The organism is Synechococcus sp. MIT S9451, from assembly GCF_047304725.1.
Taxonomy (GTDB): domain Bacteria; phylum Cyanobacteriota; class Cyanobacteriia; order PCC-6307; family Cyanobiaceae; genus Synechococcus_C.
In genome coordinates, this window is the sequence record NZ_CP138971.1 from 2,294,816 (window position 1) to 2,319,179 (window position 24,364).

The window sequence follows — 24,364 nt, forward strand, 5'->3', positions numbered from 1 at the left end:
TGAAGACGACCCTAATGGCTTGGCATTGTCTGGTGAACATCTTGCAAGGCATGGATCGAAAGGGTCTCTGCCTGCAGGGCTGCAATCGCTTCAACTGCAGCCCTAGCCCCTGCCAGGGTGGTCACGGTTGGCACTGAGTAATCCAGCGCAGCTCTACGGATATAACGATCATCGTGGGCTGCCTGACGGCCGATCGGCGTGTTGATCGCCAATTGGATCCCGCCCGAACGGATCAGATCTTCAATATTGGGTCTGCCTTCGTGAACCTTCAAAACGGAGCTGACCTCAAGGCCGGCCTGCTGGAGCGCTTGAGCAGTACCGGACGTGGCCGTGAGCTCAAAGCCAAGTTCGATCAGTCGCAACGCCACCGGAACAAGGGCCTGTTTGTCACGATCGTGAGTGGAGAGAAACACGCGTCCAGAGGTTGGCAGTGCATCCCCAGCCGCGAGTTCAGCCTTGGCATAGGCCATCCCGAACTCGCGAGCTGAGCCCATCACCTCACCGGTGGAACGCATTTCGGGGCCGAGCACGGAGTCAGCACCAGGGAATCGCCGGAAGGGCAGAACCGCTTCCTTCACTGCCTGCAACGGTGGTTGCGGCTCGGCCAATAAGCCAACGTCAGCGAGCGTTTCTCCAGTCATCAGCCGGGTGGCGATACGGGCAAGCGGAACACCTGTGGCCTTGGCCACAAACGGCACGGTGCGGGAAGCGCGAGGATTGGCCTCGATGATGTAGACAACCTCTTCTCCCTCGGCATCGCGCTGCACGGCGAACTGCAGGTTGATCAACCCCTGAACCTTGAGCGCTAGGGCCAAGGCTTCGGTCCAACGACGGATGAGTTGGAGCGCCTGCTCACCAAGCGAAACCGATGGCAAACAACAGGCTGAGTCACCTGAATGGATGCCCGCGGGCTCGATGTGCTCCATGAGTCCCCCGATCACCACGGTCCCATCCCGATCGCAGAGGGCATCAACATCCACCTCGACTGCGTTCTCCAGATACTGATCGATCAGCACTGGATGGTCCGGCTCCACCTGCACAGCTTCCACCATGTAGCGATTGAGCTCCTGCTCATCGAAAACCACCTCCATCGCCCGACCACCGAGCACATAGGAAGGACGCACGACCACCGGATAACCAACCCGATCCGCCACCGAACGAGCCTCTTCTTCACTTCGAGCCAGACCATTCCGAGGCTGACGAATCTCCAACTCGCGCAGAATGGCCTCGAACTGTTCCCGATCTTCCGCCCGGTCGATCGAAGCAGGCGACGTACCCAGAATTCGGCTTCCGGTCTGGCGTCCAGCTTCACTGTCAAGCCAGCGCAGTAAAGGCAGGGCCAGCTTGAGAGGGGTTTGACCACCAAACTGAACAATCACCCCTTCAGGACGCTCGGCCTCGATCACATTGAGCACATCCTCGAGGGTGAGAGGCTCAAAATAAAGACGGTCACTGCTGTCGTAGTCAGTGGAAACCGTCTCAGGATTGCTATTGACCATCACCGTGGCGAAGCCCCGTTCCTGGGCGGAGAAGGAAGCGTGGCAACAGCAATAATCAAATTCGATGCCCTGGCCGATCCGATTAGGCCCACCGCCGAGGATCATCACCTTGCGGCGTTGCTCCGATTGCACCTCATTCATCGGCGGCAGAGTGTCCAGTTCTCCAGCGTCGTTAAGACGCTGGACGCGTCGCTCATAGGTTGAGTAGTGATAGGGAGTGGTGGATGCGAATTCAGCAGCGCAGGTATCAACGGTTTTGAACAGAGGCGTGATGCTCAGTTGATGGCGTCGACTGCGTACATCCAGCTCATCACAACCTGTGGCCCAGGCGATCTGACGGTCGGAATAGCCCAATTGCTTGAGCTGAAGCAGATCATCAGCACTCAGTTCTGCCAGGTTGCGGTTGCTTAAAAGCGCTTTCTCACAATCAATCAGCGTGCGCAGCTTGGCGAGGAACCAAGGATCGATACGACTGAGTGCATGGATCTCAGCATCACTGCGACCTTCCACCATCGCCGCTCGCACAGCAAGGATCCGGTCGGGAGAAGGGGTTCGCAGACTGCGTTCGAGTTCAACGGCCGTAACAGGCGCATCAGGGCGATCACATCCCCAGCCCGATAGGCCGGTTTCCAAAGAGCGCAATGCTTTCTGAAACGACTCTTCGAAGCAGCGACCAATCGCCATCGCCTCGCCCACGGATTTCATCGCAGTGGTGAGAACCGCAGGAGAACCGCGGAACTTCTCAAAGGCGAAACGAGGGATTTTGGTGACCACATAATCGATCGTCGGCTCAAAACAGGCCGGCGTCTTACCCGTGATGTCGTTGAGGATCTCATCGAGGGTGTAACCAACGGCTAATCGGGCAGCGATCTTGGCAATCGGGAAACCGGTGGCCTTGCTCGCTAAGGCCGAGGATCGACTCACCCGAGGGTTCATCTCGATCACCACAACATCGCCATCCGCAGGATTGATGGCGAACTGGATGTTGCTGCCCCCAGTGGCCACACCGATCTCGCGAATAATGGCAATCGACTGATCGCGTAAGCGTTGATATTCCCGATCGGTCAGAGTCTGAGCAGGAGCCACGGTGATCGAATCGCCGGTGTGCACCCCCATCGGATCGAGGTTTTCGATGCTGCAAACGATCACGACGTTGTCGACCTGATCGCGCATCACCTCCAGCTCAAATTCTTTCCAACCGAGCAGAGACTGTTCGATCAAGATTTGGGAAACAGGGCTGGCCTCCAGTCCGCTTTTGCAAATTGCGGCGTACTCCTCAGGGTTGTAGGCAATGCCCCCTCCACTACCGCCGAGGGTGAAGGCTGGTCGAATAATGCGAGGGAACGTCGTGATCGCCGCACCCACGGCTTCAGCTTCCTCAAGACTTGAAGCGATCCCGGAAGGACACACCTTCACGCCAATGCGCTCCATGGCCTGCTTAAACAGTTGGCGATCCTCCGCCTTGCGAATAGCAGGGAGGTCGGCACCGATCAGTTCCACGCCGAAGCGATCCAACGTTCCGTTCTCAGCTAAGGCAACGGCAAGGTTGAGAGCCGTCTGTCCACCCATGGTCGGGAGCAGAGCATCAGGGCGCTCCTGTTCGATCACCCGGGTGACAACCTCCGGGGTCAGGGGCTCGATATAGGTACGATCCGCCAGCTCCGGATCGGTCATGATTGAGGCGGGGTTGGAATTCACCAACACCACTTCGTAACCATCGGCCCGAAGAGCTTTGCAGGCCTGCGTTCCGGAGTAATCAAATTCACAGGCTTGTCCGATCACGATCGGACCGGAACCCAGCAGAAGGATGCGACGAAGATCAGACCGCCGGGGCATGGGCCTTTGCAAGTAGCCAAACCTGTACAGCCTCCCACGCGACACCCCCAACACGGCGGCTTTCAACCATCACTCGCTAGCGTGAATGGATAGGGAAGTAAGCGAGGACTATGAGCGAGCTCCAGCGCCTCAAGGGGCTGCTGCCACCGGAAATGCAGAGCTGGGTGTTCGTGGAGGCCGCAGCTGCCGTTGAACCGCCGCTGATCACCCTGGAGGAGATCGGCAGAGATGAGGTGGAAATCCAGGTGGATCTGGAGCATTGGGACAACCTCGCCCTGGATCACCGCAATCTGCTGTTCTGGCATGAAGTGGGTCGGGTTCAGAACGACACCATCCCTCGAGACGGCTGGGAGATGGCGGCGTTGGCCATCGGCCTGGGCGGTGCCATCGGTGAGCTGTGGGTCCAAGACGGACTGCTACTGGTGATGGCACTGGGTCTCTCCGGCTTTGCCGGCTACAGGCTTTATCTCAAAAACAATTCAGAGAAACGCTTGCAGGACGCGATCGCGGCCGACGAAAGAGCGATTGATCTCGCCTGCCGATTTGGCTATAGCGTTCCCAATGCCTACAAAAGTCTTGGTGGTGCGTTGAAAGAATTGGTGGAGCAGACGCGCAAGAAGAAAAAGCGCAGCTTCTACGAAGATCGTCTGGAGGCCCTGCGCAAAAGCGCCAGCAAAGCAAGGGCTGAAATGGCTCAGCAACAGGGGTCGAGAGAGTCTGTGACCAGTGAGAATGTTTATGGATAGCGAGCAGCTCGCCCAAATGGCTGCCGATGCCTGTGATGATCGCAAGGCAACCGACATTGAATTGATCCGGGTGGACGAGGTTTCGAGCCTGGCCGACTGGATGGTCTTCGCTGGTGGCCAAAGTGATGTTCAAGTGCGTGCCATCGCCCGCTCCGTGCAGGACAAGCTGGAAGAAACCACAGGCCGACTTCCTCTGCGCAAAGAAGGGGTGAACGAAGGCCGTTGGGCTCTACTCGACTATGGGGAGTTGATCGTTCATATTCTTCAGCCGGGTGAACGCAGTTTTTATGACCTCGAAGCCTTCTGGGGTCACGGAGAACGCAAAGACTTCGTAGCGTCACCAAGCGAACAGGCACTCTGATCAGCGTTGATGGCCAGCACCAGTGCCTGCCCAGTGCCTCATGAGCAACGTCCCCAGGAGGAATTCCAGCAGCTGTGTGAGTCCTGGTTCTTCACCTGGCCCACAACATCCCAGCGCAGTCTTGATCTGGCTCTGCTGATCAGCTGGCTTGGGATCATGCCGATCACCATGACCGTGGCCAGTGGCAGCTGGCTCCTGCGTAACGACCTACCCAGACTGTTGTCAGCCGGGGCAGTTTCAGCCCTAGTACTTCCCATGCTGCTACTGGTGCGTCAGTGGTTGGGATGGAGTTACGTGCACAAACGCCTGCTCTCAGAACAGGTGGAATACGAGGAATCAGGTTGGTATGACGGTCAGGTGTGGGAAAAGCCGCTTGCATGGCGGCAGCGTGACCTGCTGATGGCACGCCATGAAGTGCGACCAATCCTTGGACGACTCGCGCGAGCCATGGCCTGGACTGCTGGACTCATGCTGATTGGCGCCAGTCTCTGCCAGGCTCTCTGAACACACCGAACCAGCCGTTCCCATGGCACTGCCCTCAAGCCTCGGCGGCGGTCCTTCCTCCACGGGCATGCCCCCCCTAGAAGTGAGGCTGAAACGCGGTTCCAGCGTGGAATCCGTGCACCGCGTTCATGCCGTGGTCTGTGACCAGCGCGGTCGGATTTTGATGCGGGCTGGACGAGCTGACTATGAAAGTTTCATCCGCTCCGCCCTCAAGCCATTCCAGGCACTGCCATTTCTCAGTAGTGGGGCGGCAGCCCAAGTGCAATGCGGCGATAAGGGCTTGGCCATCAGCTGCGCCTCCCATTCCGGCACTGCAGAGCATGCCCGCGAAGCCTTCAAGATTCTCTGGAATGCCGAACTGGAATCTTCACAGCTGCAGTGTCCGATACCTGATGGAGCGAGCAGTCCGCTGGAACACAACTGCTCAGGCAAGCACGCTGCCTTTCTGGCAACCTGTCGAAAGATGGCCTGGCCCACAGAGAGTTATCTCCAAGGCGATCATCCCTTGCAGCAAGAGGTGAACCGACGAGTTGCCGAGCTTTTGGGCCTACCGCCTGATGAACTGATCGCCGCCAGGGACGACTGCGGTGCACCAACACTGCGTCTCCAACTCCCGCAAATGGCCTTGCTTTACGCCCATCTCGGAGCATCCACCCAGGCAGAACTGGAGCAGATCAGCAGGGCGATGCTGGCGCACCCCCACATCGTGGCGGGCGAGGGGAGATTCGACACCGAACTGATGCGCCGTAGCCATGGTCAGGTACTGAGCAAAGGTGGCGCCGAAGGCATTCAGTGCCTCAGCAGGATCGGCGAAGGAATGGGCGTCGCGATCAAGGTGGAAGACGGTGCCAGACGTGCCAAACAAGCCGTCGCTCTTCATCTGCTTCAACAACTGGACTGGTTGACGCCCGGGAGCCTTCAAGAGCTTGAAGAGCAGGTGCTAATCCTCAATCCAGGAGTGCATCTAGAGGTGGAGGGAGCCCTGCGCTTCCAGGAGAGCTGAAGGATTGAGTAGCGGCGGCGGCGAACCACGGGATGTATACTTTTTGAGTCATCGCGGGGTAGAGCAGTCTGGTAGCTCGTCGGGCTCATAACCCGAAGGTCGGGAGTTCAAATCTCCCCCCCGCCACCAATTCAAAACCCCCGAGGCCAAACGCTTCGGGGGTTTTTTGTTGTTTGTCCAAGAGCCTCTGCTGCTGTCAACGAGAGAGGCGCAGATCCTGCGACATTGTTCTTAGCGGAGGGCATGGATCAACACACAATGGCTTCAGGATTCAGCACTGCCATGAACCAAAGCCCATTCGAGGCAATTGTGGTTGGCTCAGGCGCCACCGGAGGGGTGGCAGCGATGACTCTGGCGGAGGCAGGGGTCCGTGTTCTGGTGCTTGAGGCGGGTCCTGATCTCACCCCCCGGAAGGCGATGGGAGGAGAACCTGGCAACAGCATCCGCAGGCTGGAAGGACTCATCGGGGGCACCCATCGCCGACAGGCCCAACATCCCGGTTATTGGAAACAAAATCCCCTGCTCTATATCGATGAGCAGAAGCATCCCTACAGCCATCCCCATCAGCGCCCATTCCTCTGGACCCGCGGCCATCAGGTGGGTGGCAGAAGCCTGACCTGGGGTGGCATCACCCTGCGACTATCGAATCGTGAGTTCAAGGCTGCCGCCGAGGATGGTCATGGGTCGGAGTGGCCGATTGACTACGACGATCTGGCACCGCACTACACCGCCCTGGAACAACTACTGGCGGTTCATGGTCGTCGCGACGGCCTCGAGCAACTGCCCGATGGGTGGGCGACTACTGCACTGCCCTCCACCAAAGAAGAAGAGGCGTTCGCCTCCAAAGTGCAACGAGAGCTTGGCTTCCCCTGGATAGCTTCTCGGGGCTTTGAACAACCGTCCAAAAACCAAAAGGCCGCTTGGCCCCGTTCAAGCAGCACGGGAAGCACCCTGAAACGCGCCCTGGCCACGGGGCTTGTGGAGGTTTGTAGCAATCAGATGGTGGAGAAGCTGGTGATCGCGCCAGGCCAAGATCGGGCCACGGGCGTGATCGCAGTGAACCTGAGCGACGGCAGCCGCTGCCGCCTTGAAGCCCCCCTGATCGTGCTTTGCGCCTCCACGATTCAAAGTTTGCGCATTCTGCTGAATTCAGAAGAGCAACACTGCAGCGAAGGCTTCAGGGATCCCTCCGGGCGGCTAGGCCAATACCTGATGGACCACGTCTCCAGCTGTCGATTTTTCGCGATTCCAGCCCAGTCGGACGTGATCAATCCCGCACCACTCTCAGGGGCGGGAAGCTTTTTCATCCCCTTTGGACCCTGTCTGGAAGGCACGAGGTCTGTGAATTTCCTTCGGGGCTATGGCCTGTGGGGAGGGATCAATCGCTTTGACCCTCCTGAAGCTCTAAAGCGCCAATCACACTCTCGTCTGGGCTTCTTGATCGGCCATGGCGAGGTGCTTGCACAGGCCCATAACCACGTCAGCCTGTCCACCCAAACCGATCGATGGGACGTCCCCATCGTTCACATCGACTGTCGTTGGGGGTTGAACGAAGAAGCGATGGTGGAGCACATGCAGAGCACGATGAAACAGGCCATCGAAGCCGCTGGTGGAGAGATGAGGCCACTCCAGGATCTTGTTCACATGCCCCTGATCGAACCACTGGTGGCGGGGAGTGCCGCGCTCGCCAGTGGAGCACCGCCCCCGGGGTACTACATCCATGAAGTGGGGGGTGCCGCCATGGGCAGCGATGAATGCACCAGCGTGGTGGATCGATGGAACAGGCTCTGGCGCTGCCCGAACGTTCTAGTGGTCGACGGTGCCTGCTGGCCCACTTCAGCCTGGCAAAGCCCGACGTTGACAATGATGGCTGTCACCCGAAGGGCCTGCCAGCAAGCAATCAAAGGCGGGAACGACTGAACAAATCATCCAAATAGCGCTCAGTGACTGCACGGTCTTCACAACCGTTCTGAAAGAGGAAGTTGGCCAGAGCCGAGCTCATCACCCGGTACTGATCCCAGCTGGGATGACGACCAATGAAGTCCTTCATGCCGCGGTACAGCAGCTCGGGAATTTCAGCTTCAAGACTGACAAAGGTGGAGGGAGCAGGCAAAGCAGAGCTACCGACCTCGAGAGTTTCTGCCGCTTCAACACAAAGTTCGAGATGGTTGCGATCCACTTAGGCCCCTCAGTCGGTCATTGCTGTCCCACTAAGAAGCCACAAACCAAGGGGGAACGTCAAAGGGTGCGAGCAAAATCGACCATACCCCAATCTCTAGTGAGACTCACTGCGGCGCAGGGGGCCTATTAGCGACGACTTGCGATCAGCAAAGACGAGACCAAACCCGCCGAAGCTGTCAAGAAGTGTCCGATACAGAAGCGTCCAACCGAAGCATTCCCCAGTTTCCGGCGCAAACGCCTAGGTGTCGTGGAAAACAACCGCAAAGCTGTGGAAAACACCGAAAGAAAGTCCGAGAGCTAAAACCGATAAGCTCTTCTTATCAGAGAAAGTCTCAAGAGACCAGGGCAAGACTGAGATCGTCGAGGCCCACAGACCCACTGGTTTCCTTCAGGTTTCGGTGTCAAAAGGTTCGCCTTTTGCAGACACCTTGCGAAGAGTCTCTGGCCCTAGAGGGTGATCGGCATGGGGATAGGGGTGGTGTCCGTGTCCATGCTCGTGCGCATGATCATGGCTGTGCTGATGCCCTCCACCCAGAGGAATGGGAATGCCGTCGGGTTGACACGCACCTGTGCACTCGTGTTCGCAGAGCTCACATCCATCGGTGAGGCCCTCAACGTGGTGGTGGTGACTTTCCTGTGCGAGGCCAACCTCAGCCTCGAAGCCAAGAACCTGAGCCCGGTACTTGCAGAGCGAGCAATTCATGGCCGTCTCGCCACCCAGAACTTCCTGCACCCGTTCCACAAAGGTGTCGAGCACAAGCGCGTGATCTCCGAGATAGCCGGCTGAAACAAAATCCACATCCGGATGGTCAGCAGCCACTAAGGCGGTGTGCTGACGAATGCGGCTCACCAAAACGCCTGAAAAGAGGAAATAGGGGAACACGACGATTCGTTTAAAGCCCAGGCGCACCACATGCCGCAGGCCTGGCTCCACCAAAGGAAACGTCACGCCGGAATACACCGTTTCACCCCACCCGAAACCGAGACCCTCAACAAGCATGCGGGTGATCTTGGTGACGTTGGAATTCGCATCCGGATCGGAAGAGCCACGGCCCACCACCACCAGAAGCGTTTCTTCGAGCGGAACGTCACTGGGGGACTGGGCCAAAGCTTCCTGAATGCGCGCGCCGGCTGCAGCGATCATCAAGCGATCCACCCCAAGCTCACGGCCGTAATCGATGGTCAGTCCCGTTTCGGCGCTGTACGTATTGAGAACCGAAGGAATGTCGTTCTTGGCATGACCGGCGGCGAACAACATCGCAGGCACCGCCAGAACACGCTTCACCCCCTGAGCCCGCAGTCGATCAAGGGAGTCTCGAAGGATCGGCTTGGCAAATTCGAGATAACCATGCTCTACCGGAAGGCCTCCCATTCTTGGCCTGAGTCCATCAGCAAGGCTGGCGAACTCCTCCACCGCCTGGCGGTTGCGACTGCCATGACCACAGATGAGGACGCCCACATCTTCTGCCTTGAGCTCAGACAAACCCGCAGTCACACGTCTTTTTCACCTGAGGTGACCCTATCGCCAGCAATGACGCGATGATTTCTTTAGAGCGCTGATTGCAAGTGGCCCCGGTTCGCAATCCCCTCGCTGCTGATTGCCTTACGAAGGGAACGCTATTGCCCTCATCAACGGAAGTCGAATCGATTCTGCGCAGCGCACCACAACCGTTACCCCTGAGAATCTGCAGCGGTGGCACCACCAGTCGCTGCACAGAGGATCAGCATTGGACGCTTGATCTGAGCGACGGGCACCGAACCCTTGTCCTGAATAACGATCACACCAGTGTCCGCTTGGGTGCTGGCCTGACCATGGGTGAGATTCAAGCGGAGCTGGCCATCCACCGGAGAATGATCCCCACCGGACTCTCGGGCCTGCCCGGCGCTGGGTTCCTGATTACTGGTGGCATGGGCCCCCTCAGCCGCAGCCTCGGTCTAGCCATCGACCACATCGAGGGGATCAGAGGCATTTGGGGCAATGGACACCGCTTCCGCATCACCAGACCCGGTGATGCCCTGCTGGAGCACAGTCCCGAGCACATGGAATGGCGGGGACTGCTTGGAGCTGCGCTCTTTCTCGGGGTGGTGCAGGAACTCGATCTGCAAACGACCCCACTCCTATCCGTGGAGATCCTTCAAGGCTGTGTGACCCCTCAAGAGCTCGAGGCGCTGATCTTGGAGGCAGAGGGCTTCCCGAACGGGATTAGCCTGCAATGGTGCTGGGGAGCACGGCTTGAAGTCATGCTTGTGGCCAGATCAGACGATCGTTTAGCCCTCCAGATTCTCAGGCATCAACGCGAGGCGCGAAAGCTCTCACAACCGCTGTACACCCACCTAAGCGGGATTCATCAGCTTCCAGCCTTGGGGGCGATGAGTCTGGCCCTCACCGATGAAGCGCCTGTGCATCAAGAGGTTTTAGGCCTGCTTGGACCACGATGGAGCGACCAAAGCCAGGCCCTGATCACGGCCCTGGGGGTTGCCATGGCCAATCGCCCTCACCACCGATGCACGATCGCTTGCCAACAGCTGGGAGGCGCCGTGAGCCAACAGCCCTGCAACAGCAGCTCGTTCATCCACCGCCAAGCCGAGTGGAAACCGTGGATCACCGCCAGCTGGCTGCCTGGAGATCGGAGCGGTCGCCAAGCCAGTCTGGGCTGGCTCGAGCAGGTTCGAGACTGCCTCCATCCCCTTTGCCCCGGCGTGCATCTGGCTCAGCTTCACGACCATCTGCCTTGGCACGCGCGCGAACTCGAGCAAGCCTTCGGATCCTGGCTGCCGCATCTACGGGATCTAAAGCAACGACTCGATCCCAACGGGGTGCTGCCGATGCTGTGAATGCGGGGAGGGGATAGGGGCAGTGAGATACGGTCGCCGCATGACGAACAGCGTTGGCATGCGGCAGTGGTTCGACAATCCAGCCAAGGAGGTTCTCTCTGGCCTGGTGGTGGCTTTCGCCATGATTCCGGAAGCGATTGCCTTTTCCGGCATCGCTCATGTTGACCCACAGGTGGGCCTCTTCGGGGCGTTTTGCCTATCAGTGACGATCGCGTTCGTGGGCGGTCGCACAGCCATGATCACCTCGGCCACAGGCTCCACGGCCCTGCTGATGACCAGCCTGGTGGCCAGTGGGAATGCCCGCGGCCTTGAGCTTGGTGTGGAAGGCCTTGGCCTGCAATATCTACTTGTGGCAGGCATTCTCACCGGTGTGCTGCAAATTCTCTGGGGCTATCTGCGCCTGGCCCACCAGATGCGTTTTGTCCCCCAGGGGGTGCTGAGTGGATTCGTTAATGCCCTAGCCCTGCTGATTTTTCAGGCACAGCTTCCTCAGTTGGGAATCAATCTGCAATTCGGAGAGCATGGCGAGCACGGTGGTCAGGCAGTGCTGGCTACAGCACAAATTCCGACGGTTGGATTGCTGGTGGTCCTGGGCTTGGTGATCATCTACGGACTCCCCAGGCTGACCCGGCTTATCCCCTCCCAGCTGGTGGCGATCGTGGTGCTGACCATCATCAGCATCAACCTCAATCTGGACATCCCCACGGTCAAAAGCCTGGGGCAACTGCCTGGCAATCTGCCGATCCCCAGTCTTCCTTTCGGGGCCTTAGCTGATGGCAAGGTTCCCTTCAGCCTGGCGACGTTGGGCATCGTCTTGCCCACAGCCCTGTCGATCTCTCTCGTTGGCCTGATGGAGACTTTCCTGACCCAGGACATCCTGGACGACAAGACCGACACCACCTCCAATAAGAACCGTGAGGCGCAGGGGCAGGGCATTGCCAACCTCGTCTCATCGCTGTTCGGAGGCATGGCGGGCTGCGCACTGGTAGGGCAGTCGGTGATGAACATCGACAACGGAGGACGGGGTCGCTTTTCGACCCTGTTCTCTGGCGTCAGCCTGATGGCCATGATCCTTCTGGCCAGAGGCTGGGTACAGCAGATCCCGATGGCTGCTCTGGTGGCAGTGATGATCAGCATCGCCGTCAGCACAGCAGATATCAATGGGCTGCGTGCCATCGGCCGCATTCCCAAAAGCGACACCGCTGTGATGGTGATGACCTTTGCGGTAACGATGCTCACCACCCCCCACAACCTTGCCCTTGGCGTGTTGGCAGGTGTAGCGCTCGCCGCTCTGCTGTTCAGCAGAAAGGTGGCAAAGGTGATCAAGGTGGATGTCGAGGACATCGCCCCAGACCACCGGCGTTATCGAGTCACCGGCCAGCTGTTCTTTGTCAGCAAGGTGTATTTCCTCCAGGGCTTTGATGTCCATCAACATCCGCCGCGGATCACGATCGATCTCAGCAACCTGCATATCTGGGACCAGACCGGTGTCGCGGCTCTCAATCAACTCACCCGCAAGCTGGAACGTGGGGGATCAGAAGTGACCGTGGAGGGCCTCAACCCTGAAAGCCTTGATCTGCTCAAACGGATCGGCTCCCAGCCAGAAGCTGCTCACGGTTAGAGAACGACCGGAGGCCATGCCTGGCCTCCACAACAATCAGCGCAATCTTCAGCAGTCACGCTGATCAATCGGCTGTTGGCAGACCAACGAGGCACGTGTCGAGATCAGCTTTCATCACCTGATGCCGTTCTTGAAGGGCCGGATCTTCATCGAGGGCCTGCAGATATTGATCGGTCACGTCAACACCAATGCCAAGAATCAGACAGAGCGTTTGAAGATCCCCACTGGCAACGGCCCGCTCTCGGGCGCTCTCTCTGAGCACACCAATCAGAGCCATCTTGTTGTTGTAAGTGCTCCGTTCTGAATCTTCTGTAGAAAAACCAGCAGCAGGCCAAATGAAGGCCATCAGCATCAACGCCAGCGCTGGCCAGGATCGGCTGGCGTTCATTCAGGCACCCAAGAGCGGAATTCTGATCACGCTAAGGAGGTTGATCGTGTCTGACCACCAAGCAAATCCACAAAGCGTCTGAGACACTTGGGGTCGCAGCAGTTGAGCATGCCGTTCCGCACCCTCTGGGTCTCGCTCGCCGCTGCACTGATGCTGCAGGCTTGCGCCACCCTTGGCGAAGGCGGTGCCTCTCGCCTGGGTCTGATCCAACAGCGTCAAACGCTCCGATGTGGCGTCAGCGGCAAGATTCCTGGCTTCAGCTTTCTGAGCTCAGACGGCGACTATTCCGGTCTCGACATCGATTTATGTCGAGCCTTTGCCGCAGCCTTTATCGGTGATGCCGATGCCATCGAGTTCCGGCAGCTCACCGCTCCAGAACGCTTCACAGCCCTGAGAACTGGCGAGGTCGACCTGCTCTCGCGTAACACCACCTTCAACCTCAGTCGGGATGCGGCTGGCGGCAATGGCGTCAGCTTCGCGCCGGTGGTGTTCCACGACGGTCAGGGCTTGATGGTGAAAACCTCTCGAGGGGTCCGCACGATCGACGACCTCAACGGTGAGACCATCTGCGTGGGCTCAGGCACCACCACGGAACAGAACCTCAACGATGCCTTTGAAGCACGCGGAATTGCCTACACACCAATCAAATATCAAGACCTCAACCAGGTGGTAGCCGGCTACCTCCAGGGTCGATGCGCGGCGATGACCTCCGATCGCTCACAACTGGCTGCGGCCCGTTCAGGCTTCGCCAAGCCAAAGCAACACCAGATTCTCGAAGCCGTATTGAGCAAAGAACCACTGGCTCCCCTGTCGGCGGGTGGGGACCAACGCCTTGGAGATGCAATGCGCTGGGTGGTGTATGCCCTGATCACGGCAGAGGAACTAGGGATCACCAAGGCGAATGTGGGGGATTGGCTCGACAAGGCAAACAAACAGACAGAGCTAACGCGTCTGCGCCGTTTCCTTGGAGTTGATGGAGATCTGGGCATGAAGCTCGGTCTCGAAGCGGATTTTGTCGTCAAGACGATTGCAGCCACCGGCAACTATGGCGAGATCTACAACCGTCATCTCGGCCCGAACAGCGCCGTCCCGATTCCTCGAGGGATCAATCAGCTGTATCGCGATGGGGGGGCAATGACAGCTCCGCCCTTCCAGTAGTGGCCGTTATGAAAGGGACACGCCGCTGGCTGCTGCAACTCGCCGTGGTGGTGCTGCTGCTCACCCTGATGGGGGTGCTGATCAACAACCTGGCGGTCAACCTGATCCGCACAGGTTTGGGCCTGAGTTTCAGCTGGCTGAGTCGTCCCACAGGCTTTGCCCTTGCCGAACACGCTCTGCCTTATTCGCCCTCAGATAGCTATGCCTGGGCGTTGCTCGTGGGTTGGATCAACAGCCTCAAGGTGATTAGCGCTGGCCTTGTCGCCGCCACAATCCTCGGAGTACTAGCGGGTTCGGCGAGGAGAAGTACCAATCCTCTTCTACGAAGCCTAGCTGCGCTCTATGTGAGTGTGATTCGCCAGATCCCCCTGCTGCTGCAGCTGTTTTTCTGGTATTTCGTGGCCCTGCTCGGGCTACCGCAATCGAATCCATCACCGCTGGGCTCCCTCTTCACTCTTACAAACCAGGGGATCGCTGTTCTGGGAGTGCATCTCAGCGTGGAATTCACCGCTGTGCTATTGGGACTCAGCGTGTTTACAGGTGCTTCGATCGCCGAAGTGGTGCGTGGTGGCCTCGATTCGGTCCCGCGCGGGCAATGGGAGGCCTTCAGAAGCCTGGGCCTCTCGGAGCGCTTGGGTCTGCGAAAAGTGGTGCTCCCCCAGGCTCTTCCAGCAATCCTTCCAGGTCTCAGCAGTCAGTACCTCAATCTCGCCAAAAACAGCACTCTGGCCATCGCTATCGGTTACTCCGATCTCTACTCAGTCAGTGACACCAGCATCACCCAGACAGGCCGGGCGATTGAAGGTTTTCTGCTGCTGTTGTTGAGCTTCCTGCTGCTCAATCTGCTCATCAATGGCGTGATGCAACTGCTCAACCGAGCCGTGATTAGACGTGGGCAGCGCTCTTAAGCTTCGCCTGACACCTCGGGCAGCATCATGCCTTCCAAGCCGAAACTCGCAGCCATTCTGCTCACGATCGCTGCCGTGGCTGCAATCCTGCTTCCCTTCCTCTCAGCCACGCTGCTGACGGTGGGCTTGGGTGGCATCGCCTTCGCTGCGGGAATCGGCCAGTTCCTCCGATTGAGTGGTCCGGAAGCTGCCTCAGCCAAACTGTTCCGGGCGCTTTCCGGCCTTTTGTATTGCGCCGCTGCCGTCTGGGTACTGGTCGATCCGATCGACAGTGAGATCAGTCTCACCCTGCTCGCTGGTGTCCTGATGTTGGTGAATGGAGTGATGGAACTGGCGGCCGGTGCCAGCGCTGGAGGCCAGAGCGGTGGTTTTGTGCTTGTGGATGGCCTGATCACCTCTCTACTGGGTCTCTTTCTTGTTCTGGAATGGCCGAGCGACAGTCTCTGGGCCCTCGGCACACTGTTTGGCGTTGGTCTGTTCATGACCGCCCTGAATCTGTTCAGAGCTGAGCAATCGGCACCGCCAGCGGGCTAATGCGTGCATGCAAAGCCTTGATCAGGCACTGTCGCTTCTATCCAATCGACAGTGTGTTGAGCCTTGGGGTGATCGCACTGATCATCTGGGTTCTCTGGGCCAGCATCAGCTGGATTGTCCAGGCAGCTGACTGGTCTGTTGTCAGTAGTCATCTTCCTTTGTTCGCTAGCGGCAGTTACCCGCCTGATCAACGCTGGCGCCCGCTGCTCTGGATATCGCTGCTCGCTGCTCTGACCCTGATCACATTGATCGTTCCAATCAAGCGTGGATCCAATCGCTGGATGGGGATGGTCCTGCCCTGGTGCTGGGTCTTCATGATCCCGCTCGGCCTTGTCCTCATGGCTGGTGGTCTCGGTCTCACCCCTGTCCCCAGTCGTGCATGGGGGGGCATCAGCCTCACCCTGCTGCTCACCGTCTGCAGCGCAGTGCTCGCTCTCCCTTTCGGAATCCTGCTTGCGCTGGGGCGCACCAGTGACCTTCCGGTGCTCCGCCACAGCAGCCGTCTGTATATCGATGTGATGCGCGCAGTCCCTCTGATCGCCGTGCTCTTCTTCGGGAAACTGCTGATCCCCTTGTTTTTGCCCATGCAACTGGAAATCAATCAGGTGCTCAGAGCGGTTGTCGCATTCGCCCTCTTCGCAGCGGCTTATGTGGCTGAAGACGTCCGCGGCGGACTACAGGCCATTCCAGAGACGCAGCGTGAAGCTGCTGCGGTGCTTGGCCTCTCGCCCCTCCAGAGCCTTCAGCTTGTGGTGCTTCCGCAGGCTCTGCGCATCGCGATTCCCGCCCTGACCAACCAGGCCATCGGCCTGCTACAGAACACAAGCCTGATGGCCCTGCTCGGATTGGTGGAACTGTTGGGCATCGCTCAAAACCTGCTCGCCAACCCGGCGTTCATCGGCCGCCACCTCGAGGTGTATGTATGGCTTGGAGCGCTCTACTGGCTCTTCTGTACTGCCATGGCCCTGCTGGCACGCAAGATCGAACACAGTGGTCCAACCCTCAACGGCCGCTCCGCCTGATCCCTGCCTGCGCTGATGACGCACTCCATGACCACTGCTATCAAGGCTGACCACATCTGCAAGACCTACGGCGCTGAGCATCGCGCCCTCGACGATGTCTGCGTTGAGGTCATCAGTGGCGAAGTTCTGGTGGTGATGGGTCCATCCGGGTCAGGCAAGAGCACATTGATCCGCACCTTCAACGGTCTTGAAGAGATCGATTCAGGTGAGCTAGATGTGCTCGGCATCAAACTGGACAATGAGGCAGACCCTCGCCATGTTCAGCGCATCCGCAGGCGAGTGGGGATGGTTTTTCAGCAGTTCAATTTGTTTCCCCACCTCTCCATTCTCGAGAACATCACGCTCGCACCAATGCGTGTTCAGAAGCAGACAAGGGTTCAGGCCGAAGCAAAAGCGCGCAGCCTTCTAGAGCAGATGGGCATCTCAGAACAGGCAGACAAATATCCTGCACAACTCAGCGGAGGACAACAGCAGAGGGTCGCCATTGCCAGGGCTTTAGCGCTCAATCCTGAGATCATGTTGTTTGACGAACCGACCAGCGCACTCGATCCCGAACGGGTAAAAGAAGTATTAGATGCGATGCGAACGCTCGCGAACCAAGGGATGACAATGGTTGTCGTCACCCATGAACTCGGATTTGCCAGGGAGGTTGCAGATCGGGTTCTGTTTATGGATAGTGGGCGCGTGATCGAAAGCGCAGACGCCAAAACCTTCTTTAATCAGGCACAACAAGAGCGCACCAGAAGATTCCTCAACCAGATCAACTGATCAAATAATCCAATCAAATAAAAAGCCTGACAGCTGATGAGCTATCAGGCAACGATCAAGGCGACGATTTAATCACTCTTCAACGTCACTAGACCCTTCGGGGATTAAACGAATCACCTTTCGACCAAGCTTAATCTCGAAGTTATCACCTGGATTGAGGTCGAGCATGGCGGTATAAGCCTTGCCGATCAGAAGATTGCCATTGCCCTGCACCTTGGCGATGTAAGAGAGCTTGCGACCGCCTTTTCCGATACCGGCACTGCCGGCACCTAAATCAATTCCTTTCGCATTGAGAAGGGCCTCATAGAAGGCCGTGAAATTGACACGGTCTGATCCATCCTTTTTCTGGGAGACGTAACCGCATGCTGTGGCCAGGTCTGTCTTGGAGGCATCTCCCAGCTCCTTCACTTTCGCCAGGAGCTCTACGCCAGTCAGCATTGAAAAATAAGCAACCCGATTGTTATAGCGCTCAATAATCGGCCAGCAAGGGCATATTTTCACCAACCCAAATGAGATTCAAACCCAACCAATCAGGATGCCAAACGTTGGGCCAGACATCGCTACGCCAACGCTTCGAATTGGCTCCAACTGGAGCCAGAACTCAGCACTCCAAGCTTCGCAGTTGGCGAAGCGCCTGCTCAGCCGCCACCAGCTCCCGCTCGGTCTGCATCCACGTTTCATTGCCGAACGGCAGGGACTCAACCTGATCAGACAAGGTGAGCCGCAACTGATCCAGACGTCGCATCAACGAAGCCCGCAAGTGGATCACCCTCAGCGGGATGGAACAGGAAGGAGCTGAAGCGAAAGCCACGACCGAAGCTCATCAATGGACAGTAGCGACTTTGGCACAGGGGGGTAACAGGTTTTTGTTTAGGTTTCCAATGCTTAACGGAATCCTCTCATCCTCAGACTCTTCGCAGAACTGATTCCCTGCCTGGGCTTGGGGTTCTGGATCGGCAGGCTCAGACCGGGCTGGGCCCAACCGCTCGCCATTCCTCTCGTGCGTTTCGGCGTGCCAGTGAGCGTGATGGGCTTACTGCTCAAGGGCGGACTGAATTGGAGCCTGGCCGCCATCGCGCTCACTGCCGCCCTGGCCATCAGCACCTGGATGTTGGTCCTGCAAGGACTTCCCCCGGCCTGGCGACCGGTGAGCAGCCCTGCGCTTCAGATCGGCTGCGCCCTGGGGAACACCGCCTATTTCGGTATTCCCGTTGCCCTAGCCCTACTCCCCAGCGAAGCCCTTCCGATCAGCATTGGCTATGACCTCGGGGCGACGCTGTTGGCTTGGAGCCTCGGGCCTTTCTGGCTGCGGCGCAAGGCTCCAGCTGGCAGCTCCGCGCCAAGCAGTGCAGACGATCTGTCAACGGGACGCCAAGGCACCGTCAGCGAACTGCTCCGTCAGATCAGCGCCAGTCCGGCCAGTCGCGGTCTGGTCGGCGCCCTACTCGTACAGAGCACTCCATGGGTCGAGGCAATCGCCTCAGCCCTGTGGCTACCTTCCCGGATTGTGATTGTGCTTGCCCTAGTGGTGGTGGGGATGCGCCTGGGAGCCATTCCTGACGATGGGAACACGTCCGCCTCTGACCTCGACACGCGTTCGGAGCTTGATCAACAGCGAGGCGGGGAACTCCGAGCCGCCCTGATTTGCAAGCTGCTGCTCTTTCCATCCTGGGTCTGGCTGCTGTGCAGTCTGCTACCCCTCTCCATACTCAGCCGTCAGGCCTTGGTTCTGCAGGGCGCGGCCCCCGCCGCCATCTCCGTGCTGCTGATGGCTGAACATGCCGGCACAGATGCTGATCGGGCCGCGCGTTTGATTTTGAAAAGCACCCTGCTGGCCCTGATCAGCGTCCCGCTTTGGTGGTATTTGCTGTTGCAACCGAGCGGAACACTCTGAATGTGAGGTTGAGACGAGCGCACGCCACGCGCTTTCGCACTGGAAGAGCGTGCAGCCAGTCCCTTTGGCAAGGAGGGGTCATCACCAGCAGATCGCCATCCGCCAGCTCAAGAGAATGGCTGGCAGAACCATCGCGGCGGCGCAGCTGAAAACTGCGAGTGGCTCCGAGCGACAGAGAGGCGATCGATTGGCTGGGATCGATCTCCGGCTCGTCATCGGCATGCCAGCCCATGCGGTCGTGACCATCGCGGTAGTAGTTCAAGAGACAGCCGTTGAAACGTGTTGCGCAGCGGGCATTCACCTGCTGCAGCAAGGGCAGGAACCAATCCGGCCACCCCTGGCCGCGGTGAACGACACCGCTATAGCGATATGACACACCACACTCAGCCAAAAAAGCCGCCAATCGAGGTGTGGGATAGCGGCGGCCATACACGAGAACCTGCGGCTGTCCCCAAGCAAGCTGTTGGGTCAGCGTGCCCTGCCAGAGGAGGGCTTCCGAGGCCTGCAGCCAACCGCTGTACAACCTCCAAGGCACGCCTGACATCGAACGAAATGAGACAACTGGCACCATGCTGAAGGCTGTTGGGATCGAGTCGTGGTGAGCGCCAGCGAGGCACAACCGACGCTGATCCTTTCGCTTCTGCGTCCTGAGGCCTACCCCCACCCGGTGGGGAAGATTGAGCTGATCGAAACCCATATCTCTTGGGTGCTTCTCACTGGGCGCTTCGCTTACAAGATCAAGAAGCCGATCAACCTGGGATTCGTGCAGGCGGCCAGCCTGAGCCAACGCCAGCACTACTGCCAAGAAGAACTCCGCCTGAACAGGCGCTTAGCACCCAAGCTTTATCTCGGGGTGGTGCCTGTAGTGGGCCCAGAAGAGGAGGCACGCATCCTCTCGGATGACATCGCGATCGAATCCGGTCAAAGCGGAACCGTGATTGAGACAGCGGTCAAAATGCGCCAATTCCAGCCGCAAAAGCTGCTGGGCAAGCTCCTTACGAAGGGAGCGATTGAAACCAAGCAACTCACAGCACTGGCCTGGGACTTAGGGCATTTTCATCAGAGCGCGATTCCCGCCGCCAGCGACAGCCGCCTCGGGAGCCCAGACCAAGTGTGCGAGCCGGTATTCACCAACCTGGATGTGCTCAAGCGCCTTGCCAGCAAGGCTGACCAGCAGCAGCTGCTCAGCAGGCATTGCCACTGGGTTGAGCAGAAACAGCAACAGCTCAGGCAACGCTTTGCCACGCGCCAGAGGCATGGCGCCATCCGTGAATGCCATGGCGACCTGCACTGCAGCAACATTCACCTCACCTCCCAAGGCCATCTGGAGGTGTTTGACTCGATCGATTTCAACCCTTCACTGCGCTGGATCGATCCGATCAGCGAAATGGCGTTTCTGGTGATGGATCTGCAGACGCTTGGCCACCAAGAACAGGCGATCGATCTTCTCAATGCGTGGCTGGAATGCACCGGGGCCTACGACGGGATGGATCTCTGGCCCTGGTATCACGCCTATCGGGCCATGGTGAGGGCCAAAGTCAGCGCAATCCAGGCCGAACAGTGCATCGACCCTCAACGGAAGCAAGGCTTACTCCAAGATCTGGATCGCTATCTCAACACTGCTTGCACCAATGAGAGGCAAGCGCGGGGAGGCCTCGTGCTGATGCATGGTCTCAGCGGCAGTGGCAAATCAACAATCAGCCAGCAACTCTGCACCAGTCTCGGAGCCGTGCGCATTCGCTCCGATCGGGAACGAGCCCGGGCCTTCACCTCCACCGCAACGCATCCAGCGAGGTATTCAGGGAATCGCTATCGCCAGGAAGTGAACTCCTGGCTGTTTGAGACACAACTGCCTCAACTGGCGGAGCACTGCCTGATGAGCGGCTTCCACGTGATCATTGATGCAACGTTCCTGCGTCGCCACGAACGACACACCATGGCCGCTGTAGCCCAACGCTTGGATCGCCCCCAAGCGATCGTTGCCTGCCATTGCGCAGAGATCACGGCACAGACTCGGATCAAGCAGCGCCAGGAACGAGGAAACGACCCCTCTGAAGCCGACAGTGCTGTCAGAGAATGTCAGAAGCGATGGCTGGAGCCCTTAGATGCAGACGAGCAAAAACGCACCGTTTTTGCTGATGAGACAACCTCGTTCGCAGCGATTAACACCGCCTTGGCAAAGCTGCTCCAAACCAAGGACGATGCGTAACAAGCCATAACGCCGCATCGATCGCGTCTGGATTCTGCCCATAGATTCATTGCATGGGAGCTCGGATCACTGAACAGCAGTTTCTTGAACGCGCTAAACAGCGCTTCGGGGATCGCTTTGATTACTCCGAAATTCATTACCGCAGCTACAAGAGCCCGATCAAAATTCGCTGCCGCAAACATCCAGTGCAGTTGATCTGCATTACTCCTGAGAAACATCTCCAGACAACCGGGGGCTGCCGGCACTGTTTGCGGGAGAAACGGGTTGAATTCCTTGAGCGAGAGCTCAACCGCAGCAGCCTGGCAAAACACCCGACAAGCAAAGACAGAACTGCTACCAAGGCATGAGGACCGTCTGACTGCATTCGCAGTCTCTGCCATGCCAAATTCCAGCCTGGTGAACGCTTTAGGGCTTTTCATTCCCCTGCTTTGTTCAGCAATCACACCACTGCCTGTGATGGCAGGAAGTGTGACAGCAGAGTCCATCTGGGATGAAAACAACGCCTTGGAGCGTGCTCAGGAGCAGGTGCCCAAAGGTCGGACGATCACCGGACAGCACTGCAAAGAGTTTCAGGTGCGAGAAAGCTACCGCTACCGCTGCACTGTCACCTTCAACTGAACCCGAACCAGTGCAACAGAGCACGTAGCCTAGGTATTCAGGCTGACCCTTTGATAACAGAACCACACCCATTGCTGGAACAGCAGATTGCGGTGTGATCTCCAGAGCGTCTGCGCCTGGTCAGAGTCAAAGTTCTCAGGTGGTGGCACATCGCCACGAGCCATATCACGCTCCATCTCGGCCTGAATCCGACCAGCGTTGTACTCCGGATGCCCCAAGTGCATCAACTGGCGCTGGTCAGTGGTTTCAAAAATGGTGTATCCCACCTGCTCACCATGGGCAAGAAGGCGCAATCGGCCCTGACGCTGCGCTGCTTCCATCGCCGCATCCGGCAGGCCAGCATGACGACTCTGGGGGCAAAGGAACACGTCATCCTGTGTGCCCATCAAGGCATGGCCAGGAACAAGACTGCGCATCGGATAAACACCGAACAACTTCTGCTCAAACGGAATCTTGTCAACTCCAGCGAGATAGGCCAGCGCGAATCCGGCCCAGCAGAGGCCAAGGGTGCTTGCGCAGTTGCGGCGAGCATCCTCAATCAACTCAACCAGCTCAGGCCAGTAGTTGACCTGCTCAAAAGGGAGATGCTCCACTGGCGCACCGGTAATGATCAGGCCATCAAGCGGTGCATGAGCGGTGGCCTCCTCCCAGCTCACATAGAGCTGATCCAGGTGACGTGTGTCCCAAGTCTTGTACGAGTGACTCCGCAGCCGAATCCAGATCGGCTCAATTTGCAGGGGTGAGAGGCCAAGAGGATGCAGCAAGTTGAACTCGTACTGCTTTCCCAAAGGCATGATGTTGAGAATGCCGATCCGCAGCGGGCGGATGTCCTGGCGTTCAGCCAAAACAGGCTCAATCCAGGAGATCCGGTTTCGTTCAACCGCGGCGATTTTGTGATAACTACGCGGAAGAATTAGAGCCATGACTGCAATGAATCAGGCAATTGCCGCCAGGGCCTGATCGAAATCAGCCTTGATGTCATCGATGTGTTCAAGCCCCACAGACACCCGCACCATCGTGGGGGTAACTCCAGCTGAGGCCTGCTCCTCAGCCGAAAGCTGCTGGTGAGTGGTGGAGGCCGGATGGATCACGAGCGTCTTGGCATCGCCAACATTGGCCAGATGGCTGGCGAGCTTGAGGCTGTCGATGAAACGGACGGCATCGTCGTAACCGCCCTTAAGCGAGAACATCAGCATGCAGCCCATGCCGCGGCCAGTGAGGTACTTCTTGGCAACATCGTGGTACGGATCGCCTGCCAGACCGGGATAACTCACTGACGCCACCAGGGAGTGCTCCTGCAGCCATGTGGCCAACGCCATCGCATTCTGGGTGTGACGCTCAACCCGAAGGCTGAGAGTTTCCAGCCCCTGCAGGAGCAGGAAACTGTTGAACGGGCTCACGGCCGGGCCCCAATCACGCAGCCCCTCCACGCGGGCACGCAAAGCGAAGGCAATGTTCCGATCGTCGGGGAGGCCGAGCATCTTGCAAATATCACTGCCAAAGCCGAAGGCATCCCAGTGCACCAGGCCGTGATAGGCAGCACTGGGCTGACTCATCAGCGGGAACTTGCCATTCCCCCAGTTAAAGGTGCCCGCATCCACAATCACACCGCCCAGACTGGTGCCGTGGCCACCAATCCACTTGGTGGCACTCTCCACCAGGACATCGGCTCCATGTTCGATCGGGCGCAGCAACGCCCCGCAGGCCCCCAGGGTGTTGTCAACGATCAAAGGGATGCCGTGGTCTTTTGCGAGAGCCGAAAGTCCCTCAAAATCGGGAATATTGAAGCGGGGATTCCCCATCGCTTCGACATAGATCGCCTTGGTTTTGGAGTCGATCTGAGCGGCAAAACTCTCCACGGAATCGCCTTCTGCGAATTTCACCTCAATGCCGAGGCGTGGGAACTGCACCTTGAACTGGTTGTAAGTTCCGCCGTAGAGAAACGAGGTGGAGACAAAGTTGTCACCCGCCTGCATGCAGTTGGTGATCGCAAGAAACTGAGCCGACTGACCAGAGGCCGTGGCAAGAGCCGCAACACCGCCCTCAAGTGCGGCCACCCTTTTCTCGAAGACATCCGTCGTCGGATTCATCAGACGGGTGTAAATGTTCCCGAATTCCTTGAGGCCAAACAAATTGGCCCCATGCTCGGCATCGTTGAAAACGTAGGAACTGGTCTGGTAAATCGGCACCGCCCGCGCATTGGTCGCGGGATCGGGGGACTGACCGGCGTGCAGCTGAAGCGTCTCGAAGCGATGCGTGGTCAAGGCTGATCAGGCGAG

At 58.2% G+C, this 24,364-nt stretch carries 25 protein-coding genes and 1 tRNA gene; 17 read left to right on the forward strand and 9 right to left on the reverse strand.

Features of this window, described 5'->3' with window-relative positions; all coding sequences use genetic code 11:
- Positions 1–11: 11 nt before the first annotated feature.
- Entirely contained in the window at positions 12–3,335 is a 3,324-nt protein-coding gene (carB, locus tag SIB72_RS12005; RefSeq protein ID WP_413744006.1) for a carbamoyl-phosphate synthase large subunit, read from the reverse strand.
- A gap of 110 nt (positions 3,336–3,445) precedes the next feature.
- On the opposite strand from carB, the gene SIB72_RS12010 reads away from it, so the two are divergent.
- The 6 genes from SIB72_RS12010 (at position 3,446) to SIB72_RS12035 (ending at position 7,869) form a co-directional block, all read left to right on the forward strand.
- Positions 3,446–4,081: a DUF3318 domain-containing protein gene (locus tag SIB72_RS12010; protein WP_413744007.1), complete on the forward strand. Its 636-nt coding sequence runs from the start codon at positions 3,446–3,448 to the stop codon at positions 4,079–4,081.
- The gene (rsfS, locus tag SIB72_RS12015) at positions 4,074–4,442 is read left to right on the forward strand and encodes a ribosome silencing factor (RefSeq protein ID WP_115119537.1); all 369 of its coding nucleotides are present in this window, start codon (positions 4,074–4,076) and stop codon (positions 4,440–4,442) included. The genes SIB72_RS12010 and rsfS overlap by 8 nt, the downstream gene beginning before the upstream one ends.
- Positions 4,443–4,451: 9 nt before the next feature.
- Positions 4,452–4,946, forward strand: coding sequence for a CGLD27 family protein (locus SIB72_RS12020; RefSeq protein ID WP_115119539.1), 495 nt, complete (start codon positions 4,452–4,454; stop codon positions 4,944–4,946).
- 22 nt (positions 4,947–4,968) lie between these two features.
- On the forward strand, positions 4,969–5,949 hold the full coding sequence (locus tag SIB72_RS12025; protein ID WP_115015496.1) for an asparaginase: 981 nt from the start codon (positions 4,969–4,971) through the stop codon (positions 5,947–5,949).
- Between the two features lie 52 nt (positions 5,950–6,001).
- Positions 6,002–6,078: transfer RNA gene (locus SIB72_RS12030), tRNA-Met, on the forward strand.
- Between the two features lie 153 nt (positions 6,079–6,231).
- Positions 6,232–7,869 (forward strand): GMC oxidoreductase, encoded by a 1,638-nt coding sequence (locus SIB72_RS12035; RefSeq protein ID WP_413744008.1) that lies wholly within the window; start codon positions 6,232–6,234, stop codon positions 7,867–7,869.
- Here the strand turns inward: SIB72_RS12035 and SIB72_RS12040 are convergent.
- Complete coding sequence (locus SIB72_RS12040) at positions 7,850–8,128, reverse strand: DUF2811 domain-containing protein (protein ID WP_115119541.1); 279 nt, start codon at positions 8,126–8,128, stop codon at positions 7,850–7,852. The genes SIB72_RS12035 and SIB72_RS12040 overlap by 20 nt on opposite strands.
- A 390-nt stretch (positions 8,129–8,518) precedes the next feature.
- Complete coding sequence (locus SIB72_RS12045; RefSeq protein WP_413744009.1) at positions 8,519–9,625, reverse strand: sirohydrochlorin chelatase; 1,107 nt, start codon at positions 9,623–9,625, stop codon at positions 8,519–8,521.
- Between the two features lie 71 nt (positions 9,626–9,696).
- On the opposite strand from SIB72_RS12045, the gene SIB72_RS12050 reads away from it, so the two are divergent.
- Both SIB72_RS12050 and SIB72_RS12055 read left to right on the forward strand, forming a co-directional pair.
- Complete coding sequence (locus tag SIB72_RS12050) at positions 9,697–10,965, forward strand: FAD-binding protein (RefSeq protein WP_413744010.1); 1,269 nt, start codon at positions 9,697–9,699, stop codon at positions 10,963–10,965.
- Positions 10,966–11,005: 40 nt separating this feature from the next.
- Entirely contained in the window at positions 11,006–12,586 is a 1,581-nt protein-coding gene (locus SIB72_RS12055; protein ID WP_413744011.1) for a SulP family inorganic anion transporter, read from the forward strand.
- Between the two features lie 64 nt (positions 12,587–12,650).
- Here the strand turns inward: SIB72_RS12055 and SIB72_RS12060 are convergent, their stop codons facing one another.
- The gene (locus tag SIB72_RS12060; protein WP_413744012.1) at positions 12,651–12,974 is read right to left on the reverse strand and encodes a hypothetical protein; all 324 of its coding nucleotides are present in this window, start codon (positions 12,972–12,974) and stop codon (positions 12,651–12,653) included.
- A gap of 108 nt (positions 12,975–13,082) precedes the next feature.
- Between SIB72_RS12060 and SIB72_RS12065 the strand changes: the two genes are divergently transcribed.
- Genes SIB72_RS12065 through SIB72_RS12085 form a run of 5 tightly spaced genes read left to right on the forward strand, consistent with a single transcriptional unit; the run spans position 13,083 to position 17,364 of the window.
- A complete protein-coding gene (locus SIB72_RS12065; protein WP_413744013.1) occupies positions 13,083–14,132 on the forward strand; it encodes an amino acid ABC transporter substrate-binding protein in 1,050 nt (349 codons plus the stop codon).
- An 8-nt stretch (positions 14,133–14,140) separates the two neighbouring features.
- Positions 14,141–15,040, forward strand: coding sequence for an ABC transporter permease subunit (locus SIB72_RS12070; RefSeq protein WP_413744014.1), 900 nt, complete (start codon positions 14,141–14,143; stop codon positions 15,038–15,040).
- A 27-nt stretch (positions 15,041–15,067) separates the two neighbouring features.
- Entirely contained in the window at positions 15,068–15,574 is a 507-nt protein-coding gene (locus SIB72_RS12075; protein ID WP_413744015.1) for an HdeD family acid-resistance protein, read from the forward strand.
- Positions 15,574–16,596, forward strand: coding sequence for an amino acid ABC transporter permease (locus SIB72_RS12080; RefSeq protein ID WP_413744016.1), 1,023 nt, complete (start codon positions 15,574–15,576; stop codon positions 16,594–16,596). Before SIB72_RS12075 ends, SIB72_RS12080 begins: the two co-directional genes overlap by 1 nt.
- A 27-nt stretch (positions 16,597–16,623) precedes the next feature.
- Positions 16,624–17,364: an amino acid ABC transporter ATP-binding protein gene (locus SIB72_RS12085; protein WP_413745123.1), complete on the forward strand. Its 741-nt coding sequence runs from the start codon at positions 16,624–16,626 to the stop codon at positions 17,362–17,364.
- 72 nt (positions 17,365–17,436) lie between these two features.
- On the opposite strand, the gene SIB72_RS12090 is transcribed toward SIB72_RS12085, so the two are convergent.
- Both SIB72_RS12090 and SIB72_RS12095 read right to left on the reverse strand, forming a co-directional pair.
- A complete protein-coding gene (locus SIB72_RS12090; protein WP_413744017.1) occupies positions 17,437–17,802 on the reverse strand; it encodes an AbrB family transcriptional regulator in 366 nt (121 codons plus the stop codon).
- A 163-nt stretch (positions 17,803–17,965) separates the two neighbouring features.
- Positions 17,966–18,175, reverse strand: coding sequence for a hypothetical protein (locus SIB72_RS12095; RefSeq protein WP_413744018.1), 210 nt, complete (start codon positions 18,173–18,175; stop codon positions 17,966–17,968).
- A gap of 123 nt (positions 18,176–18,298) precedes the next feature.
- Between SIB72_RS12095 and SIB72_RS12100 the strand changes: the two genes are divergently transcribed.
- Positions 18,299–19,258, forward strand: a complete 960-nt coding sequence (locus SIB72_RS12100; protein WP_413745124.1) for an AEC family transporter — start codon at positions 18,299–18,301, stop codon at positions 19,256–19,258.
- On the opposite strand, the gene SIB72_RS12105 is transcribed toward SIB72_RS12100, so the two are convergent.
- On the reverse strand, positions 19,206–19,802 hold the full coding sequence (locus SIB72_RS12105) for an alpha-ketoglutarate-dependent dioxygenase AlkB family protein (RefSeq protein ID WP_413744019.1): 597 nt from the start codon (positions 19,800–19,802) through the stop codon (positions 19,206–19,208). The genes SIB72_RS12100 and SIB72_RS12105 overlap by 53 nt on opposite strands.
- Before the next feature lie 51 nt (positions 19,803–19,853).
- Here SIB72_RS12105 and SIB72_RS12110 point away from each other — a divergent pair, with 51 nt between their 5' ends.
- From SIB72_RS12110 to SIB72_RS12120, 3 genes are read left to right on the forward strand one after another with little or no spacing between them, the layout of a single operon-like run.
- Positions 19,854–21,467 carry an AAA family ATPase gene (locus SIB72_RS12110; protein ID WP_413744020.1) on the forward strand — a complete coding sequence of 538 codons (1,614 nt, stop codon included), beginning with the start codon at positions 19,854–19,856 and terminating at the stop codon, positions 21,465–21,467.
- A gap of 53 nt (positions 21,468–21,520) precedes the next feature.
- Positions 21,521–21,814: a hypothetical protein gene (locus SIB72_RS12115; protein WP_115119571.1), complete on the forward strand. Its 294-nt coding sequence runs from the start codon at positions 21,521–21,523 to the stop codon at positions 21,812–21,814.
- 31 nt (positions 21,815–21,845) lie between these two features.
- Positions 21,846–22,085 (forward strand): hypothetical protein, encoded by a 240-nt coding sequence (locus SIB72_RS12120; RefSeq protein ID WP_413744021.1) that lies wholly within the window; start codon positions 21,846–21,848, stop codon positions 22,083–22,085.
- A gap of 29 nt (positions 22,086–22,114) precedes the next feature.
- On the opposite strand, the gene SIB72_RS12125 is transcribed toward SIB72_RS12120, so the two are convergent.
- Positions 22,115–23,008 carry a homoserine O-succinyltransferase gene (locus tag SIB72_RS12125; RefSeq protein ID WP_413744022.1) on the reverse strand — a complete coding sequence of 298 codons (894 nt, stop codon included), beginning with the start codon at positions 23,006–23,008 and terminating at the stop codon, positions 22,115–22,117.
- Between the two features lie 12 nt (positions 23,009–23,020).
- On the reverse strand, positions 23,021–24,349 hold the full coding sequence (locus SIB72_RS12130; protein WP_413744023.1) for an O-acetylhomoserine aminocarboxypropyltransferase/cysteine synthase family protein: 1,329 nt from the start codon (positions 24,347–24,349) through the stop codon (positions 23,021–23,023).
- Between the last annotated feature and the right edge of the window lie 15 nt (positions 24,350–24,364).